The sequence below is a fragment of the Tamlana crocina genome, assembly GCF_012037625.1.
Genome location: NZ_JAAVJS010000019.1, coordinates 49,896 through 71,111, shown reverse-complemented (window position 1 = coordinate 71,111; position 21,216 = coordinate 49,896). Strand labels below are relative to the sequence as shown.

Annotated in this window: 13 protein-coding genes; 9 read left to right on the top strand and 4 right to left on the bottom strand. The window is 37.0% G+C overall.

From position 1 onward, the window contains the following. Positions 1-105: 105 nt before the first annotated feature. The 4 genes from HC176_RS12925 to HC176_RS12910 all read right to left on the bottom strand — a co-directional run bounded on the left by HC176_RS12925 (position 106) and on the right by HC176_RS12910 (position 5,507). Positions 106-1,347 carry a M24 family metallopeptidase gene (locus HC176_RS12925; protein ID WP_167918937.1) on the bottom strand — a complete coding sequence of 414 codons (1,242 nt, stop codon included), beginning with the start codon at positions 1,345-1,347 and terminating at the stop codon, positions 106-108. Between the two features lie 189 nt (positions 1,348-1,536). Further along, on the bottom strand, positions 1,537-2,781 hold the full coding sequence (locus HC176_RS12920; protein WP_167918935.1) for an NAD(P)/FAD-dependent oxidoreductase: 1,245 nt from the start codon (positions 2,779-2,781) through the stop codon (positions 1,537-1,539). An 82-nt stretch (positions 2,782-2,863) separates the two neighbouring features. Next, positions 2,864-3,871, bottom strand: a complete 1,008-nt coding sequence (locus HC176_RS12915) for a 4-hydroxyproline epimerase (protein ID WP_167918933.1) — start codon at positions 3,869-3,871, stop codon at positions 2,864-2,866. 109 nt (positions 3,872-3,980) lie between these two features. After that, positions 3,981-5,507 carry an aldehyde dehydrogenase (NADP(+)) gene (locus HC176_RS12910; RefSeq protein WP_167918931.1) on the bottom strand — a complete coding sequence of 509 codons (1,527 nt, stop codon included), beginning with the start codon at positions 5,505-5,507 and terminating at the stop codon, positions 3,981-3,983. Positions 5,508-5,911: 404 nt separating this feature from the next. Here HC176_RS12910 and HC176_RS12905 point away from each other — a divergent pair, with 404 nt between their 5' ends. The 9 genes from HC176_RS12905 (at position 5,912) to HC176_RS12865 (ending at position 21,186) form a co-directional block, all read left to right on the top strand. After that, complete coding sequence (locus tag HC176_RS12905) at positions 5,912-6,757, top strand: AraC family transcriptional regulator (protein WP_167918930.1); 846 nt, start codon at positions 5,912-5,914, stop codon at positions 6,755-6,757. Between the two features lie 368 nt (positions 6,758-7,125). Then, the gene (locus HC176_RS12900) at positions 7,126-8,094 is read left to right on the top strand and encodes a dihydrodipicolinate synthase family protein (protein WP_209309712.1); all 969 of its coding nucleotides are present in this window, start codon (positions 7,126-7,128) and stop codon (positions 8,092-8,094) included. Positions 8,095-8,578: 484 nt separating this feature from the next. Beyond that, positions 8,579-9,991: a hypothetical protein gene (locus HC176_RS12895; RefSeq protein WP_167918928.1), complete on the top strand. Its 1,413-nt coding sequence runs from the start codon at positions 8,579-8,581 to the stop codon at positions 9,989-9,991. Between the two features lie 26 nt (positions 9,992-10,017). Then, positions 10,018-13,062, top strand: coding sequence for a SusC/RagA family TonB-linked outer membrane protein (locus HC176_RS12890; protein WP_167918927.1), 3,045 nt, complete (start codon positions 10,018-10,020; stop codon positions 13,060-13,062). A gap of 4 nt (positions 13,063-13,066) precedes the next feature. Next, positions 13,067-14,647 (top strand): RagB/SusD family nutrient uptake outer membrane protein, encoded by a 1,581-nt coding sequence (locus HC176_RS12885; RefSeq protein ID WP_167918926.1) that lies wholly within the window; start codon positions 13,067-13,069, stop codon positions 14,645-14,647. Between the two features lie 14 nt (positions 14,648-14,661). Next, positions 14,662-16,287 (top strand): glycoside hydrolase, encoded by a 1,626-nt coding sequence (locus HC176_RS12880; protein ID WP_167918924.1) that lies wholly within the window; start codon positions 14,662-14,664, stop codon positions 16,285-16,287. A gap of 93 nt (positions 16,288-16,380) precedes the next feature. Next, positions 16,381-17,808, top strand: a complete 1,428-nt coding sequence (locus tag HC176_RS12875) for a hypothetical protein (RefSeq protein WP_167918922.1) — start codon at positions 16,381-16,383, stop codon at positions 17,806-17,808. Positions 17,809-17,926: 118 nt separating this feature from the next. Next, positions 17,927-19,498 carry a glycoside hydrolase gene (locus tag HC176_RS12870; protein WP_209309711.1) on the top strand — a complete coding sequence of 524 codons (1,572 nt, stop codon included), beginning with the start codon at positions 17,927-17,929 and terminating at the stop codon, positions 19,496-19,498. 83 nt (positions 19,499-19,581) lie between these two features. Then, a complete protein-coding gene (locus HC176_RS12865; protein WP_167918920.1) occupies positions 19,582-21,186 on the top strand; it encodes a sulfatase in 1,605 nt (534 codons plus the stop codon). The last annotated feature ends 30 nt before the right edge of the window (positions 21,187-21,216 follow it).

Sequence of the window (21,216 nt, the reverse complement as noted above, 5' to 3'; positions counted from 1 at the left end):
AACTTGGTACAATAATAAACGAAGACATTCCTTTTTAGGGAACAAAACAATTAAAGAATTTGAATTAGATATGTATAACCTTGAACTAGCGGCATAGTCATTCAACTAATTGTCCAGTTTTTTGTTGCAAGTCCAGTATCCAAACGGATTTTCGATACTATGCGCAGGTTGGGTAAACCATTTAGGTCCATCTTTAGTTAAATACACATGGTCTTCTAAACGGATTCCAAAATCGTCTGGAACAACAATCATGGGTTCTATACTGTAGCAAAATCCAGATTGTAATGGCGTGTTGTTTTCCTTTACGATATATGGATATTCGTGAATATTCAACCCAATACCATGACCTGTTCGGTGTGGTAAGCCTGGTAAATTATAATCGGGACCTAAACCATGCGATTTAATGTTTTGTCTTGCCGCAGTATCTACATCATGGCAGGTGTTTTCTATCTGTGATGCATCAAATGCTGCAAATTGCGCTTCTTTTTCAACATTCCAAATGCTTCGTTGGAAATCGGTTGGTGTGCCAAAACAGTAGGTTCTCGTAATATCTGAGATGTAATTATGCATAGAACAACCTGTATCGACTAAAACAATGTCGTTTTTTTCTAAAGGTTTTGGGTTTTTTACGCCATGCGGAAACGAGGTGTCTTTACCAAAAAGCACAATACAAAAATAAGAACCCGATGCAATGCCGTAACGTTTGTGGGCTTCATGAATAAAATCGGTTACTTCTTTAGCTGTAATACCAACTTTTAATATTCTAGCAGCGGCTTTTTGCACTTCAAGCGTGATTTCCATCAATGATTTTATGATGCTAATCTCCGCTTCGGACTTTACCATTCTGCATGCTGAAATAATTGATTTTCCATTGCCTAAAGTTTCAGGTGAGATCGCACCCAAAATACCTTCATAGATAAAAAATGGCGTAGATTCATCAATTAAAATAGAACCTTCATTGGAAGTTTCATTTGCAATAATAGATGCGAAAAGCTTAAACGGGCTTTCGTGTTCTTCCCAGCAATGGATAGCGCCTTCAATAACCATAAAATCTTTAATGGTGCCTTTTTCGAAGTGTGGCGCAATGTAATGCACGTCGCCATTACTTAATAAAATAACACCCACCATACGCTCGCTTGGGTGCCATTGCATGCCTGTAAAATAGAATAAATTCGTACCCGCGTTTAAGTATAAAGCCTTAACATTTTGGGCTTGCATTAAGTCGCACGCTTTTTTAATGCGGGCTTCGTACTCGATGTTTTGAATAGGTTGAATATGTTGTGCTCTTGGTTGTATAGCGTTTAACTCATCTTGAATGGTTGAGCCTCCTATTCCAAATTTACTCATGGTATTTTTTATTTTGTAGTTAAAGGGTAAAGTGATGCAAAGGTATTGTGGTTGTTTCGCTTTTTGTTGGCTTTTAAGAAAACTTTGTCATTTCTAATAACGTGAGACATTTCATGGAAAAATCAAAAATGATTGAGATTCCTCGGTTTTATAAACCTTCGGAATGACTAAAATTAAACCTTCATTTTTTTATTTAAAACGCTCTGGCGACAACGGGTTAACATTAACCGAAGTCTTTTTATTGGCAACAAGTTCAGTAACCAATTGCCCTGTTATTGGTCCTAAACTCCAACCCATCATGGCATGTCCTGCCGCTACAGTTAAGTTATTGTATTTGCTTGTTTTACCAACAAATGGCACACCATCGGGAGATACTGGTCGTAAACCTGAAGTAGCGTTGGCGCGTTCATCGGGGTTTATTTCTATATCGGTGTAATAACTTTTTATGGCGTTTGCTAGGGCTTCAACACGTTCTTTTCTAACAAAAGTGTTGTTTCCGGAAAATTCCATAGTGCCAGCAAAACGTGTAAACTCATCCATTGGCGTTATGGCGACTTTGGCTTCCAATAAAATGGTTGGAATGGTTATTCCCGTCGGGCGATGTACGTCCATACTGTAACCTTTTCCGCCTTGAACGGGAATGTTTAGCTTTAATTTTGAAGCTAATTCTGTAGTCCAACTACCGCTAGCTAGTACAAAATCGTCAGCTTCGTAAGTGCTGTTTTGAGTAGTAACTGAAGCTATCTCGTTATTTTTTATACTGAAATCGGTTACCGTTTCGTTGGTTTTAAATATCACGCCATTTTGTTCTAACCACGCCTTCATTTTTGGCATAAAGTGATTTGGCGTCATGTGCGAATCGCATTTATAATGTACAGCACCAATAACCTTATCTGATAGAGCAGGTTCTAACTCTTGCAACTCTGTTTTGTTAAGCACACTAACATCAAGTCCTTCCTTCATGGCTCTTTCGGCAACTTCATGCTCTTCTTCTTCACAAGCTTTTGTTGTATATGTCATTAAAACGCCTTTTTTCTCGTAATGGAAACTAAAATCCAATTCGCTTATCATATTTTCAAAAAGTGTCTGACTTTTTAAGTTCAATTCTTTTAAAACTGGGATAGACTTTTCGACATTTTTGTTAGTAGCCGATTTTTTAAAATGTAATGCCCATTTCATGAAATCGAAATCTACACGCGGCTTAATGTAAAACGGGCTAGAACTATTAAACATCCATTTCAAGCCTTGGGTAATAATACCTGGTGCGGCAAGTGGAATAAAATGGCTAGGGGTTAAATATCCTGCATTAATAAAAGAAGCTCCTGTAGTCAGGTCGCTTTTGTCTAAAACGGTAACTTGGTAGCCTTCTTTTAGTAAGTAGTAGGCGCTGCAAATGCCGGAAATACCGCCACCAATGATAACAACTTTTTTCATCTGTTGCTTAAATTATATAGTTTAAAATGCGCTAGCAAATGAATTAAAGTTTTTACGTAGCGCATTTTTTTTTTTTGGGGGTTTATATCACTTGAAATCCATGAGCGTAAGGGTCATCGTCGTCAATAATAATATTGTTGTAACCCGTTACTTGAGCCCAACCTTGAATACTTGGTATTATAGCAGGTTTGCCGTTAAGCGTTGTTTCTTGCTCAACTTTACCAATAAATTTACTGCCAATAAAACTTTCGTGAATAAAAGGTTCGCCTAATTTTAATTTGCCTTTAGCATGCAATTGCGCAATGCGTGCCGATGTACCTGTACCACAAGGCGATCTATCGATAGCTTTGTCACCATAAAACACCGCGTTTCTTCCAGATGATGTCGGGTCAATTGGGTTGCCCGTCCAAAGCATGTGGCTAACATCGCGAATGGTATCGTTTTCAGGATGAATAAACCTATCTGGATACTTTTCGTTGATGCTATTACGAACGACTTGCGAATATTGTATAATCTTACTCGCCGTAAAGTCATGCACGCCGCTAAAGTTTTTTTGAGGATTTACAATGGCGTAAAAATTACCACCGTAAGACACATCGAAGGTTAATTCGCCCAATTCAGGACAATCGATAGTTAAATTTTCGGCCGCTAAATACGATTTTACATTAACCAATTTCACCCAATCTACCTTTTTACCTGTTTGTTGATATTCAATTTCAACTAAACCAGCAGGCGCTTCCATTTTAATTTTTCCTGGAATTTTTGGAGTAATTAAACCTTCTTCAATAGCAATAGTAATCGTGCCAATAGTACCGTGACCGCACATAGGTAAACAACCCGATGTTTCGATAAATAAAATACCAAAATCGTTGTCTGGGTTAGAAGGCGGATAAAGTATGCTACCGCTCATCATGTCGTGTCCGCGAGGTTCAAACATCAATCCTTTACGAATCCAATCGAATTCTTTAAGGAAGTGTTGACGTTTTTCGCTCATAGTTGCGCCCACTAAATTGGGACCGCCACCAGCTACCACACGAACCGGATTTCCGCAGGTATGGGCATCTACACAAAAAAAGGTTTTTCTAGCCATTAACTCAATGTATGCTTTTAGGGCTTTTAAATTATTGTTTTGGTTTTTGATAAAATGTAATAAGACCTGTCAGGTTTCAAAAACGTAACAGGTCTATTAAATCTACCATTTATTTTTGTAATCCTTTTGGAAGTAATTCTGATGGGAATGATTGATAACTTATTGGTCGTACCCAACGTTGAATCGCATCGGTGCCTACCGAAGTATATTTTGCATTGGTCGAAGCGGGATAAGGACCACCATGATGCATGGAAGGACAAACCTCAACACCTGTTGGAACGCCATTAAAAATAATACGCCCCACACGATTGGTTAATGCTTCAACAACCTCACTAAGGTTAGCAATATCATCATCTTCTGCAATGATAGTTCCTGTTAATTGACCTTCGAGTGCTTCAATAATTTCTATAAGTTCGGCTTCGTCTTTGCTTGTAACCACTAACGAAAACGGCCCAAATACTTCTTGATGTGTTTTTGGGTTTGCTAAAAAGTCTGCGCCCGAAACGGTAGCAATTTGTGACGCCGCAAAGTTATCGGCTACATCGCTTGTAATTTTGGCAACGGTACTCACACCGCCTTGTGCCGTAACACTATCGCTGTTTTTTACAAACCCTGCTTTAATATTTGGGTGTAACATGCATTGCGCATCTATAGCTACGGTTTTTTCTGCTAAGGATTCTATAAACTCTGGCGTATTTTCATCTTCAATAGTTAAAATTAAGCCTGGATTTGTACAAAACTGCCCGGTACCCAAAGTAATAGAACCTGCGTAATTTGCAGCAATAGCTTCACCCCGATTAGCTATAGCGTTTGGTGTAATAACTACTGGATTTATACTACCCATTTCGGCATAAACCGGAATAGGTTCTTCGCGTTGCGATGCTAAATTAAAAATAGCACGACCAGCGCCAATACTTCCTGTAAAACCAACACCTTTAATTTTTGGGTGATTTACCAAAGCTGAACCAACCACAGTACCACGACCAGAAAGGTGTGAAAATACCCCGTTTGGCATGCCTGTTTTTTCGGCAGCTTTAATGATAGCCAATGCTACAAGCTCTGATGTTGCTGCATGCATTTCGTGAGCTTTTACAATAACAGGACAACCTGCAGCTAGAGCACTAGCCGTATCACCACCTGCTGTTGAGAAAGCAAAGGGGAAATTACTTGCTCCAAATACAACAACGGGTCCAATTGGAATTACTGTTTTTCGTAAATCGTCTTTTGGTAATGGTTGTCTGTCTGGAATAGCGGCATCAAATGTGTTGCCTTTCCAATCTTCGTTAGCCACTAAATTCGCAAACGATTTTAATTGCATTACGGTTCTACCGCGTTCGCCAATAGCGCGACCTTCTGGCAAACCGGATTCAGTAGTGTAAGCATCGATTAAATCTTGATCTAAAGCTAAAATTTCGTCTGCAATAGCGTATAAAAATTTAGCTTTGCCCTCCCCAGAAACATTTCTAAACGTTTTAAAAGCCGAAGCAGCTAGTTGCGCAGCTTCTTCGATTTCTTTGGGTGTAGCTTCAACAAATGTTGTTGGGTTTTCGGTGTTTAGCTTAGGGTTTATAGTTTTAAAGCTATAATTGCCTGTTGCACTGAGTTTGTTTCCGATATAATTTTTGCCTGTAATCATGTAATTTTTGTGCTTAAATATTTTATATTATGGTTATTTAGGTAGTGATGACATAGTAGATTCAATTACCCTAACTATGCGTTCTCTTTCTGTACCTTGTAACGGTAATCTTGGAGCTCTTATTTGCTCTGCGATTATACCAGTAGCAACTTTTGCTAATTTAATATTTTGTGACAATTTAGCACTAAAATCAAGTTCTATTCAAGTGTGTTTTTACTTGTGGACTTAGTTATCGCTGCTAATATCAGGCCTAGCCTTATAGTCTTAAAATATGATTTGTTATAGACAAAAATAGACTTTGTCTATAGATCGATGGTAGTTATTATTAGCTCATTATAATACTATATTACCCTATAAGTAGGTTTGTGTTTTATTTTTTAGTAATATTAGCAAAATTGATGATTATGAAAGTACTTCCTTTTAAAATTCCGAAACCTGAAAACGAAGTGTTGGTATACCAATATGAAAGGGAAAGCGTATTATACAATCAATTACACCAACATAGTGAGATACAAATTAGCTATGTAGAACAAGGAGCGGGTACTTTAATTGTAGGTGACACCATTAATGATTTTTATCCTGGCGATATTTTGGTTTTAGGGGGCGATGTGCCTCATGTATTTAGAACAGACACCAGTTTTTCTGAACAAACCGTAGTTTACACACTGTTTTTTGATAGAAATTCATTTGGAAAGGACTTTTTTAACCTACCCGATTTAGAAGGTTGTAATGTGTTTTTTAACGAATCGGAAAACGGTATGAAAATACTATCGCGTAAAAAGAAACTAGTTAAGCAATTTTTAAAACTCAAAAACCAAAATAAGGTTGAACGCATTAGTACACTTTTAAAAATTATAGACCATATTACCAAAGCCGAACGTACCGCATTATCTTCATTTGTATATAAGAAAAAATATACAGACGATGAAGGAAAGCGCATGAAAGATGTGTTTAACTACGCTATGGAAAATTACATGGAAATTATTACTCTTGAAGAAATATCTCAAATAGCAAACATGAGTAAAAATGCATTTTGTCGTTATTTTAAAAAACGTACCAATAAAACCTTTTTCCAGTTTTTAATCGAAATTAGAATAGAAAATGCGTGTAAAATGATTTACAACAACCCTGACTATTCTATTTCTTCCATTTCTGAGTTGTGTGGTTTTCAAAATACAGCCAATTTCAATAGAAAATTTAAAGAAATTAAAGGCCTAACGCCATCACATTATAGATTGCAAAGGTTTTAACAGATGGAAGGTCTAACTTGTTAAAGAAATCATGATTAATGAAACAACAAATAACAGGCTTTTGATAGTGACATTTTAAATAAATTCTTCTTTAGAAACAATACGAGTTTAAAGTATTTGCCCCTAAATCTAGTATAACATAGAAAGTCTATTCTTAATATTTTTAGTTAGTTTTAGAACTCAAAGCCTAAAATTTACTCTAAAGGAATTAAAACTACCTTCTTCTTTTTGTAAAACACTTAAAACAAGGTAATATAATATCGCTTTATGTTAACAATGCTTCATTGGAAGAGGTTTTACTTTATACTTTTGTCAAAAACATCAATTTAGAAAATGCTTGTTTAAGTTAATTTTAGATAATGAGAAATATGATAGAAACAAATAACCCAGATTGGAGGCATAGCGTTATGCCGGCTGTGTTTACATGGTTAAAAGAGTCAAAATCCGGTACCCTTGAAATAGACCTAGATGCCACACAAAAATACGCCGCAGATATTTTAAAGGTTCAAGGAAAGGGAGGAAGCAGAATGGGCGGACTTGTAGGCTCTGGTACTCTTGGTGAGAATAGTTACATAAGCGTAGAACAGCGCCTTTCTTTACTTAAAGCCTTTTCTGAGGTTGCTAAAGAATATAATGTACCGTTGATTAGTGGAGCAGCTGCAGAAACAAAGGAAGAACTTGCCAAAATTATTGAAGGTCTTGCAACGGTTGGAGTAGATACCGTCATGATTATGCCGCCAAAAACTAAAGTGATTCCATCAGATGATGAGATGTATGATTACTTTGAACTTGCTGAAGCGACTGCAAGAAACATAGGCGTAACAATTATGCCTTATAACAATCCTGATGCTGCTGGATATCATGCCATATCAACTGATCTTCTTCGAAGAATTTCTACTCTACCTAATGTAACTGCTCTTAAAATATCGACAATAGATGTTTCAATTATTGAAACATTGATTTTAGAGAACAGAGATTTAAAAGTTTTGGCAGGTGTAGATTCAGTTACTGTATTTGCAGGACTTGCTGGAGCATGTGGTGGTATTACAGGTGTGGGGGCTATCTTCCCAAAAGCAAGCGTTACCATGCAGGAGCATGTTTTAAATGGAGAATGGGCTGAGGCAAACAAAATTTCTCAGGCTTTAAATTCCCTATCATATCTGGATGCTCAGCCGCTACTTATGGAATATCTTAAGCTTGCCATGGGTATTCATCATAATGATATAGCTGGAGGGCTTCGCACCTATGGTATAGAATTAACCCAACAGCAAATTGATGATGTTCAAGCAAGATATAACTTAGCAAAAGAAAGACTTGGAGCTTTAGACTTATTGTAATCCAATACTTCAAACACTCAAATATAAAAGCTTCGTTTTTACGAAGCTTTTTTTTTAACACCTCATTATTAATAAATTGGAGTTGCAACCTTTACTCGGCAACAAAATTGAAGACCGTTTTTTGTTGCAATTCCATTACCCATCTTAGTTTTGTGAATACACTCTATGCAAGAAAATTTTTATAAAATATTGTTTGTTGAGAAAATTTGTTTGCCTTAAAAAGTATTTAGCATAAGTGGTTTTGGATTAAAGAAGAATAGTATTGTCCATATATTGAGGTTTTGTGTCTATTTTTTTGCTTACAAGTATTGTTAATTTTGAAATATTATAATGAGATTATTATGATTATGTCTTTTTTTTATTCGTTTTTTTTATAAATTAATAATATACAACTAAAAAAAGCAGGTTGCCAAAACTACAGTATTTTGTGTGTGTCCTATTTGGATACATAATATCTTGAAATTAAACTAAATATAGACTAAAAATGAAAACAAAAAAATTAGGAGTATTAATGATTGCTTCCCTTTTATTATTAGTTATTGGGTGTAGCGATGATGATTCGGTTAAAACAGATTCCGTACCTGAAGTAACTTTGTTGACAAAAAGTATTTCTTCGCTTCCAGGTGAAACATTTATTATTAAAGGGACATTGGTTGACCCAGCGGGTGTTCAATCTGTGAATTTGAAGTATGAGCCTTGGTTTTTAGATAAAACCATAATCAAGAATGATTCTGTGTATAAAACTTATGAATTGGATTATAAGTTTAAAGTTCCGGAAGAAGCCATTGAAGGTAGTCAACACACTATACTTATTACGGTAACCAACCAAGGAGGAAATCAGACCACCGAAAATTTGGAGGTTACACTGGATCAGGATATATCCAATCCTACGGTTCAGGTAAACAGTCCAACCAATGGAGCTACTGTTTTAATAGGTGATGGAAACGAAATAGAATTAGATATAGCCGTTGCGGATCAAGAGTTAGCGGAATTTAAAATAGAAAGTACAGTGCTAAACCAAACCATGCCTATATCGGGAACGAGCTATGTGTATTCAAACTCGTTGGATATATCAAATCCGGGCAAGTATGATTTCACGATTACCGTTACGGATGCTTCAGGAAATACAACAACAGAAATGGTTTATGTTAATGTGCTTAACGAACTGTTGTTCGATGTTATGTATGTCGCCGATGTATCAGATAATGCAGCATTGAATACTGATTTGTTTGGGGTGCCTTATGCTACCGAGGCCAGTACCGCAACAGGGGAAGATGGTTATGTATTTACAGCCCGGTATTATGCGGCCACCGAGAATGCCGAATTGAGATTCATTCCTCAGAAAGGCTCTTTTGAACCTTATGCTTTCGGAGCAGGAGAAGCCCCTGGAGTTTTAGCCATTGGCACCGATAGCACAGTCTCGCCAATAGTCTTGCCGCAAGTGGGGTATTATGAGGTGACAATAGATGTGAAAAATCTAACATACACAGTAAATACCTATACTCCAACCGATGATGCTTTTGATCAAGTGTACATTTTAGGACGAGGCGTGTTTGTAGAAGATACTTCAACTTGTGTTAATAATACAACAGGCGCAACTCAATGTTGGCATTTTAAATCAGGTAAGCCTTTTAGTGTAGATTCCAACAATCCGTATTTATGGACACTCGATATCAGTGTTGATGACCAGCCTAACGATGAGGGTGCCAACGGATTTATTTTAAATGCAAATGCTTCGGGATGGGCTCCTTTCTGGAGAGTTGATGACGCAGCAGATCCAGAAGCTACTGTTCCGGGTGGTGGAGCAAACTATGTTTTTCCAGACGATGCATTAGGAAAGGATTATAAGGTGGTATTCGATACGCATTTAAATAGGCTAACACTATTAGAAAGATAAATTCAACTAAATTAATTAAAGATTATATGAGACTTACAAAATTAATAATGCTCAGCTTTTTGTTGCTGGGGTTTACGGTAATAGCCCAAAATACAGTTACGGGTGCTATTACAGACCAAAATGGACAACCGTTACCTGGGGTTAATGTTGTTGAAAAGAGTACAACTAACGGAGTAGCGTCCGATTTTGATGGAAATTACTCAATAACGGTAAATGATGGTGCAACTTTGGTGTTCAGTTATATTGGATACAAAACTAAGGAGGTGTCTGTTTCTGGTAGGCAAAATATACCCATTACGCTTCAGGAAGATAGCGCACAATTGGATGAAGTGGTTGTGATTGGGTATGGTGCGGTTAAAAGAGATAAAATAGCCACATCTATTGCTTCTGTGGATGGAGAAGAAATTACCAAGCAAGTAGCTAGTAATGCTGCAGAGGCGTTGCAGGGTAAAGCCGCAGGTGTTCAAGTGTTATCCTCGGGAGGTTCTCCAGGTGCTTCTCCAAAAATTTTGGTTCGTGGTATCACAACTGTTCTTGGATCTTCTAGTCCTCTAATTGTTATCGACGGTATTTTGCAGCCTAGTGGCACTTCATTAAACGCTGTTAATGCTCAAGATATTAAAAGTATGGATATTTTGAAGGATGCTGCAGCATCAGCTATATATGGTTCAAGAGCTTCAAACGGAGTGGTGTTGATAACAACAAAAAGAGGAAAATCAGGCAAGGCAAAAATTAGTTTTGATTTTAACTACGGTGTTCAGAGCTGGGACAAGATTGAAATGGCAGGGGCGCAAGAATATATAGAAGTTATAAACACAAGGAGAACAAATGATAATGCGTCTCCACTTTACGATCCAAATGATTATGGTGAAGGAACCGATTGGTGGGATGAGGTAGTTAGAGATTATACACCGGTGGTTAATGCAAACCTAAGAGCTTCAGGTGGAGATGAGAAGCTTAAGTATGCGGCTAGTTTAAGTCTCTTTGATCAAGAATCCAATTACGCAAAAGGTTATTATCAAAGGGTTACAGGTCGTTTTAACGTAGATTTTAAGATTTCTGATAAAGTTACCTTAAAACAAGACCTTAGCCCTAGATCAGAGAAATGGGAAAACACGCCAGATTTATTGTTTAATTCTATAAGAATAGATCCTTTAACCGAAGTATATCTTCCGCAAAGTGAAAGAGTAGGGCGCAATATATATAGTATATACCCTGTATCGAATAATTTAGTGCCAAACCCAGTTGCCCAAATTGCTCAACTGTTTGCTGAAAACAAATATTATGGTTTGTTGTCTAATACCCAACTGGAATACAAGATATCACCTGCTTTTACCTTTGCATCTCAAGTAGGTTTAAATGTTGATGCTTTAACTTGGGAAACATTTAATCCGGCCTACGAATTTGATCCTAATAGAAGGCGATTGGTTAACCAATACACAAAAAATGTTACTCAGAATTTTGATTATGTAATTAACAACACAATCACCTTTGAAAAAACAATTCTCGATAAGCATTATTTAAATGTTGTTGGGGGTGTTCTTTTTGATTCAGAAAGCACTAATTATTTAAGAGGTTCACGAGAGGGCATACCTAGCGATACCGATCCAAGACTTTGGCAGTTGGATGCCGCTGTTAATGATGAGGGTTTGCTTATTTCTGCCACTGGAAATCAAGGTAAGCAGAATATTCTTTCGGGGGTTTTTAGAACCATTTATAGTTTTGACAATAAGTACACAATAAACGCATCGGTAAGAGTAGATCAATCCTCTCGTTTTCCGAAGGATAGAAGAACAGGTATATTTTCTAGTGCCTCGGTAGCTTGGGATGTAGATTCAGAAGATTGGTTTACATCTGAAACTATTAATAATTTACGTTTAAAAGCTGGTGCGGGAGAATTGGGAAATCAAAATATAGATAGAGATGGTTCGTTTTTTACAGTTGGTTCAGATAACGTTATTCTAGGAGGACAGAGTGTTGTCTCTAACTTTTTGAGTCAGTTTGGTAATCAAGATTTAAGATGGGAAACTGTAAAAGATAGGAACTTTGGCGTTGACCTTGGGCTGTTTAATAACGCCTTGACTTTTTCGGGCGAATATTATGTAAAAACCTCTGAAGACTTGTTAAATCAAGTAGAACAACCAGGTTATACTGGCATCCCAGGTACAGTTGCTCGTAATGTTGGAAGTATAGAATCTAAAGGTGTCGATATCGCTTTAGGATTAAATAAAACTTGGAACGACTTTAATTTGGGGGTTAACTTAACTCTGTCTTCTAACGAAAGTAGAACAATAGAACTCGACCCCTCAAATGAGGTAATTTTAGGGCAAAAGAGGGCTACCCTAGGTAATCGAAATGTTAAAATTACAGAGGTGGGTGAAATAGTAGGTTTATTTCAGGGCTATCAAACTGATGGGATTTTTCAAAATCCAACGGAATTAAACTCACATACTTCAGAGGATGGGACTATCATTCAGCCAAATGCTCAAGTAGGTGATTTGAGATTTGTAGATCAAAACAAGGACGGTAAAATTGACGATGCAGATTTAACGACCATTGGTAATCCGTTTCCAGACTTTTTTGGAGGGTTAAATATAAACATGAGCTATAAAAATATAGACTTGTCTATGCAGTGGTATGGTACATTTGGTAATGATGTTTACAATGGTAATTTAGAATATATAAGGTCTGGTACTCAAAATCTTAACGTGTTGGCGGGAACAACAGATGTTGTGTGGTCACCAACCAATACTGATGCGAGCTTCCCTAGACTAACAGAACTTGATCTAAATGGAAATTATAAAAACCCATCAGACCTTTTTATTGAGGATGGTACCTACGTTAGGTTGCGTAATATACAATTGGGGTACAACTTTAAAGTTAAAGGGTTTGAAAAATTTAGATTGTATGTCTCAGGACAGAATTTAATAACGTTTACAGATTATTCAGGATTTGATCCTGAGGTTCAAAATCAGCCAAGAGGAGTAAATATTATTGATGCATTAGGGGTTGATTTTGGTAGAAATCCAGTATCAAAAACGTATTTGGTAGGGTTAAATTTAAGTTTATAAAATTATGAAAAAGATAGTATTATTATTAACAATAACGGCGACCCTTTTTGTAGTAGGTTGCGATAAAGAAGACTTTTTAGATCAGCCTCTACAGGGTAGAGAAACGTTAGATGATTTTTTAAGTAATCCAGATAACTTAGAAGGCTTTGTTAACGGTTTGTACAGGAAAGTAAATGGAGAAAAATGGTGGATGGTTAATTTTCAGCGTCAAATCAATGACATGGCAACCGATGATAACTGGGCAGGAAATACGGCACAGCCAAGACCAGATATATTTGGAATAGCCCAATATAATGTATTTGCCGGTTCAACGTATTTTAATGCCTTTTGGGAGCATAACTACATTGGTATTACAAGGGTAAATATTGCATTAGATAATCTTCCAGAGAGTCCTATTTCTGAAGATTTAAAAAGACGATTTACTGGAGAAGCACAATTTTTAAGGGCATTTTTTTATTTTGAGTTAGTTAGAAATTTTGGAGGAGTGCCAATTGTTACCACCTATAGTGAGTTATTCGACCCATCTATTAATGATAAAACAAGAGCAACCGTAGCAGAGGTTTATGCTTTAATCGAGGACGATTTAGAAGATGCGATAAACGGATTGCCAGAAAAAAGCGAATACGCAGCAGAAGATTTAGGTAGAGCAACCAAAGGAGCAGCTCAAGCTTTGTTAGCCAAAGTGTATTTGTTTCAAGAAAAATGGGCAGAAGCTCAAGCTATGGCAAAAACAGTAATGGATTCGGGAGAGTATAGTTTGGAGCCTGATTTTGCCGATATCTATAAAGTTGGTAATGCTAATGGCGTAGAATCAATATTCGGTGTAGAATTTGTAAGTAATCCTAATCTAGTAGATGTTGGAGGTTATCTTCCTCAAACCAACGGAAGTCGTGGCGACGGAGGCTGGGGCTGGGGGTCACCAACAAGCGATTTAGAAAATGCATTTTTAAGTGAAGGCGACAACATCAGGTTGCGGTCAACAATAATTAAACATGGTGAACCTGTTTTCGGCGACCCTGATGTTACGGAATTCGACGGCAAGCCAACCGAAAACAAGTCAGGTCGTACCAACAGAAAATACTATTTACCCAAAGCAGAAAGACCAGCAAATTATGTGCAAGGTCAATTGCCAGGACATGTACTTTACTTAAGGTTAGCTGATGTTATTTTAATGCACGCAGAGGCTGCATTTTTTAATGGCGATGAAACTTCGGCTAAGAATTCTTTGAAACTAGTTAGGGATAGAGTAGGATTAAGCACTAATATGTCCTTGACCGGTTCTGCTTTGAGAGACGCAATCTGGAAAGAAAGACGTCTGGAATTGGCTTTGGAACAGCATAGGTTGTACGATTTAAGAAGACAAAAAATTAATGGGGTTCCTAGAATTGCATTAATCTTAGGTCCTAATGGGACGTTTGTAAAATATAATACCGAGGTAAGCACCGATCCATTTGAAACAACAAATTTGAAAGAATCTCAGGATAGCGGTGTGTTGTTCGACCCTAGCATACATCTACTTTGGCCTATTCCTCCTGAAGAAATACAGGCTTCTAGAGGTAATTTAGAGCAAAACCCTGGATATTAATAACAAGAGGCTATATGGGATATAGATTTTTTAAAGTATCATTTTGCTTGTTATTGGTTTTAGCGGTTTTTGGATGCAGCACAGATAAGGCTACAGATCCCAACGATCCTAAATTTGATGTGCCAGAAGAAGGAATAGTGCTAAATCTAAATAACACATTTCAAACCATAGATCACTTTGGGGCATCGAGCGGATTTCAGGATCAGTGGGTTGGTAAATGGCCCGATGCTTCCAAAAATAAAGTTGCAAAATGGTTGTTTAGTACTGAAACTAATACTTCTGGGGATCCCGAAGGTATTGGGTTGTCTATGTGGAGAACCATTATAGGAGAAGGCTCTGCCGATCAAGCTAATAGTGGCTTTAGCGCTTCTAATTGGTTTCGTGAAATGGAATGCTATTTAGCGCCAGATGGTACTTATGATTGGTCTAAACAGGCCGGCCAGCGCTGGTTTATGTCTAAAGCCAAAGAGTATGGTGTAGACAAATTCACAGCCTGGACCGGTTCACCTCCTTATTTTATGAGTAAAAATGGTTTTGTGTTTAGTACTTCTGATGTACCTGGCTTTAATTGTGACCCAGATAAATATGATGACTTTGCTAATTTCTTGGCAGATGTTGTTAAAAAATACGAGGATGACGGTTACAATATCACAGCATTATGTCCTTTTAATGAAACGCAATACGAGTGGAATGCAACAGTTGGAGAAGCACAGCAATCTGGTACTAGGGCAACTAATGCAGAAATAGCTAGCGTTACTAGAATTATTGATGATGCATTTACACAAAAAAATGTAAATGCTAAAATAATGATTCCAGAAGCGGCTCAATTAAAGTATTTGTTTGAAGGTAGTAGTAATAGGGAAAACCAGATAAATGATTTCTTTAATCCTTCTAGTACTAATTACATAGGTAACTTAACTAATCTATCAAAAAATATAGCTGGGCATAGCTATTTCAGTAATGAAACCACTAATGAGTCTTTAAGGCAACGCAAGTCTTTGAGGACAACACTAGAGAATTATGGTTTGAATTATTGGCAAACGGAGTATAGCCTTTTGGGTACTGCTTATCAACAAAACAAAGACGTATCAACTTTTCAAGAAATTGACTATGCGTTATGGATGAGTCGTATAATCCACACAGATTTAGTTTTTGGTAATGCTACTGGCTGGAGCTTCTGGACAGCTCTTAATCGTTCTACTTTCGGAGATCATCCATACCGATTCAACCTTGTACTTTGGACACCCAATTCCAATAGTCCAGCACATACAGATGGTACGGTTGAAGATAATAAATTATTGTGGGCGCTAGGGAACTATAGTAGGTTTGTTAGGCCTGGAATGGTCAGGTTTGAAGTTAAAGACCCTGATTATAGTGATAATACTTCGGTTGAAAATTTCATGATTTCGGGCTACAAAAGTACCTCGGGCAACGATTTGGTTTTAGTATGTGTTAACAATACCAATAGTAATAGGGAAATTATTTTACAAGAATATGGGACGCAATTTGAGGTTGTAAATGATCTTTTCGAGGTTTATACAACATCATCTACTAAGAACCTAAAAAAATCTACAACTACGTATGACAATATAGTTGTGCCGTCCAAATCAATAGTAACATTAAGGGCTCAGATAAAATAAACACATTAAATAGCTTTAAAGCTATTAGGTGTGTTAAGTTACAAGAGAGGGGTAACAATTTTCGAACTGTTATAAATTTTAAAAAAAACAAACATGAAAAAGACATTATTAATACTATTACTAGGAATAATTTTTTCCTGTACTTCGAATGATTTTACAGATCCTAACGATCCTAAATTTGGTGAAATTGAAGATGGAATAGGGGGTGAAGAAGAAGGAGAAGAAGAGGTAAACGCAGATGTGGTTATTATGGTTGATGCTACTGATGGGGTCGATATAAGTCCAGAAATTTTTGGTGTTAATAATGATTGGCGCCTAGTTCCAGATAATACCTTTTCAGCTTTTGCTTCTACACTCGGTACTATTGGTAGCACAGTGGTAAGATACCCTGGAGGGTGGGAATCTGAATTTTACGACTGGACAACCAATACAACCCCTAGATGGGACAAATCACCCGATACGCCAGGAGCTTCAATAGAAACGTTAAAGAGCAATGTTTCAAATTATAGTATTGTTCTACCAACGGAAGAAGCAATGATTACAGCGGTTGGTTCTTCTCAATATAACCTTGCAATTGCTAACTTAAAGACTAGAGCGAAACAGGCTATTAACATGTCTGGTATTAACTCTGTTAACGGAGGTCTTGTGGAAATTGGTAATGAATGGTGGTTGCAATGGGCAGGAGGCGTGAGTAGGTCGCAAAAACTCGATAAATATGTTAACATTGCCATGGACTTGACGGAATATATAGTTAGTGAATATCCAAATCGTAAGTTCAAGTTGTTAATTAATGGAGATTATACCCAGCCTCAGGAGTTTACAACCATGAAGAATAAGTTTACTAGAGGTTATGGTGCTATTGATGGGGTAGGTTTACATACCTATACAGGTTATGTAACTGATTCACATAACATCGCTGATTTAGAAGAAAGAATAAAGGAATGTGCCGATAACTTCAATCCAGATAAGAACTTCAAATACCTATCAGAATGGATGCCTTCTCGAGACTACAATGAAAGAGCATTATATATGGAAGCCGCTAATATTATACCAGATATTATTCATATTTATGCCAGATCTGGAGCTCAAGCAGCTGCATATTGGCCGCCAATCAACAGTCCTGTGCCTGGTTTGGGTATAACCAACTGGAACTATTCTAAAGTGTTTCCAACAGGGCAAATTTTAGGAGATATGGCAGCTTCATACAAGGGCAAATCTTTAAAAACAACATCAAATAAGGTTCATTTAGCAGCTGCGCTACAAGATGCAAATACTATGGTAATGTATATAACTGGAGCCAAGGAAAGTGGTAAAAAAGTAGCAGTTAAAGTAAATGGGTTTACAATAAATTCTATACAGAGTGTTGAGCGTTTTGTGCCAGCAGATTATAATGACACGGCAAAAGCAGAGCCTTATCTCACAGAAACGGCGTCTGCCCAGATTAGCTCAAACCATGTAGTGGTAGATGTTAATAAAGAAGGTTTATATCAAATCTATAAAATTGTTGTTAAGGGGAATTAGTTAGTGATGAAAATATTATTGTCTATGTTTTTAGTTGTTGTGTCTATTTTTGTGAATAAACATGTTTTTAAATTTGTCTTGTGTAAAATAGGCGTTTAAGCGATTTACTGTGTTTTAAATGAGATATAAAAAAACAAATTTTGTGCATGTTTTTGTTGTGGTATGGTTTGCAGGCTTTATCGGCACTGCTGGAATGGCACAAACTTTACAAGTGCAATTAAATATTGAAAAGGAACATCAAACTATTTTAGGTTTTGGAGCTTCTGATGCTTGGAGGTGTCAATTTGTGGGCAGTAATTGGCCAGAACATAAAAAAGAGAAAATAGCAGAATGGCTTTTTAGTAAAGAAACAGACAAAAAAGGAAATCCTAAAGGCATTGGGCTATCTATGTGGAGGTTTTATATCGGGGCAGGAACTACTGAGCAAGGTAACGATTCTAATATTGCAAATGAATGGCGTAGAGCAGAATCTTTTATAGATGTTAATGGAAATTACGACTGGAAAAAACAAGAGGGGCAACAGTGGTTTTTGAAAAAGGCGAAGCATTATGGTGTAGATAAGTTATTAGCATTTTCAATCTCGGCCCCTGTACAGTGGACAAAAAATGGTAAGGGATATAATGGCGATAATAAAGACGGTGAAATTAATTTAAAACCGGAGTATTTTGATGATTATGCCAGTTTCATGGTAGAGTTTCTAAAACATTTTGACTCCCAAGGAATCTTTTTTGATTATCTAAGTCCAATAAATGAACCGCAATGGGACTGGGAGAAAAAATCTCAAGAAGGCACGCCAGCAACCAATCAAAATATTTTAAAACTTACTAAAATGTTAGATAAGGGTATAGACGAGAGTGGCGTGTCTACAAAAATAGTGTTGGGAGAAGCAGCCGATTTGCGTTGGTTATACTCAAACTACAATAAGTCAGAACGGGGTAATCAAATCGACTTTTTTTTCAACGAAAAGAAAGAACTAAAGCATCTAGATAATACAATTACAGGTCATAGCTATTTTACAACATGGCCAGTAGATAGCCTAATTGGTATACGAAAAAAGTTGAAACATAAACTAAATGAATATCCTGGTCTTGATTATTGGCAAAGTGAGTTTTGTATTCTAGAAAAAAATGATGACATAGGCGGAGGGCATCAACGGGATTTAGGGATAAACACCGCTCTATATGTAGCTCGTGTTATACATGCCGATTTAACCCTAGCCAATGCCAGTTCTTGGCAATGGTGGACAGCTTTGACCATAGCCAACTTTAAAGACGGGCTTATTTATTTGGATACAGGTAACCCAAATGACCTCTATAATAAACAATCGCTAAAACATGATGGAGAATACCACGATTCTAAATTATTATGGGCGTTAGGCAACTATTCAAGATTTGTAAAGCCTGGAATGGTAAGGGTAGAGGTTGAATCAAACCGAAACAAAGAAGCTTTAAAAAAAGCATACAACAATATGATGGTTTCTGGGTACCTTGATAAAGATACTTCAGAGGTGGTTTTAGTTGCTATTAATTACAGTGACGAGGATCAGGTTTTAAATGTAACCAACTGTAAAATTGAAAATGTAAACGTTACCTCCGAAAATAGCAATTTAGAAACATTTAAAGTAGACGGCAAAGACGTTGTCCTTAAAGCAAAATCAATAAATACGCTAACGGGATCTTTAAAAAAGTAATAAAACACCCTAAACCAAAACAGCTCTAAGAATTAGAGAAAATAGGTTGGAAATTTTGGATACCATAAATTATAATGACACAAATGAAAAACAAAAATAAGTTCAGTTTAGTAGCACTTTGCTTAGCAGCTATTGTTTTTAATAGCTGCAAAAGCAAAGTTAATAATGAAGTAGTTAAAGTAGACAAAAAACCTAATGTCTTGTTTATTCTTGCAGACGATTTAGGTGCACACGATTTAAGCTATGCAGGGAGTAGCTATTATGAAACGCCTAATATTGATCGTATAGCAAAGGAAGGAACTGAGTTTACACAAGGTTATGCAGCATGCCAGGTATGTAGTCCTTCAAGGGCGAGTTTAATGACAGGTCAAGACCCTGCGCGCCATGGCATAACAGACTGGATTGGAGCCGCTACAGGTGAAAAATGGGGCGATTATTACAATACCAAAGTTATGCCACCAGAATATGTACACGCGCTTCCCGAAGAAAGTATCACTATAGCTGAAGCACTAAAACAAAACGGATACAAAACCTTTTTTGCAGGTAAATGGCATTTAGGAGATGTGCCATATGGTCCTGAAAACAATGGTTTCGATATAAACAAAGGAGGCTGGGAAGTAGGAGGGCCTAAAGGAGGATATTATGCGCCTTGGAGAAATCCTAAGTTAGATTATAAATATGATGGTGAAAACCTTACTAAGCGTTTAGCCCTAGAAACAGCTGATTTCATTACCGCAAATAAAGACAAGCCGTTCTTTGCATACCTTTCTTTTTACGCGGTACATGGCCCTATAGAAACTACAGAGGCAAAATGGAAAAAGTACAGAGATAAGGCCGAATCACAAGGAATTCCTGAATCTGGTTTTGAAATGGAAGCTAGATTACCTATTAGAACCGTACAAGATAACCCTATTTATGCAGGCTTGGTAGAGTCTATGGATGATGCAGTAGGCGTTGTTCTCAATAGGTTAAAAGAGTTAGGTTTAGAAGAGAATACCATTGTAGTATTTACATCTGATAATGGAGGTGTAGCTAGTGGAGATGCCTTTTCTACTACAAACTATCCTTTGAGAGGTGGTAAGGGATACCAATGGGAAGGTGGTATTAGAGAGCCATACCTAATTAAAGCACCCATGATAAAGAATGCGCCTAAACAAATTGAGTATCCTGCTTCAGGAATTGATTTTTATCCAACACTATTAGATATGGCTGGGGCAGAAAAAGACCCAAACCATATAATTGACGGAGTAAGTTTAGTGCCGCTATTAAAGGGTGGAGAATTAGAAGAAAGGCCCCTGTTCTGGCATTATCCTCATTATGGAAATCAAGGTGGTGATCCTGTAAGTATTATCAGAAGAGGGGATTATAAGCTTATTCATTTCTGGGAAGATGGACGTGATGAATTGTATAATTTATCATTGGACCCAAGTGAGGCAAATGACGTTTCTGCGGACAACCAGGAGATTGCACGAAATTTAAGAAAAGAGCTGGATGCATATTTAAAAAGTGTAAATGCTAGAATTCCTGAAGTGTATGCTAAGTATGATGATAGCAAAGCAAAAGCCAAGTATGAAGAGCGAAAAACTAAGATGAAACAACGTTTAGAAAAACAACGTATGGATTTTTTAAGTAAAGATTTTAATCCCAATAATAATTGGTACGATAGCAGTTTAAATACAAAAGACTAAAGTTTTAAATACACCAACACCAACTAACTA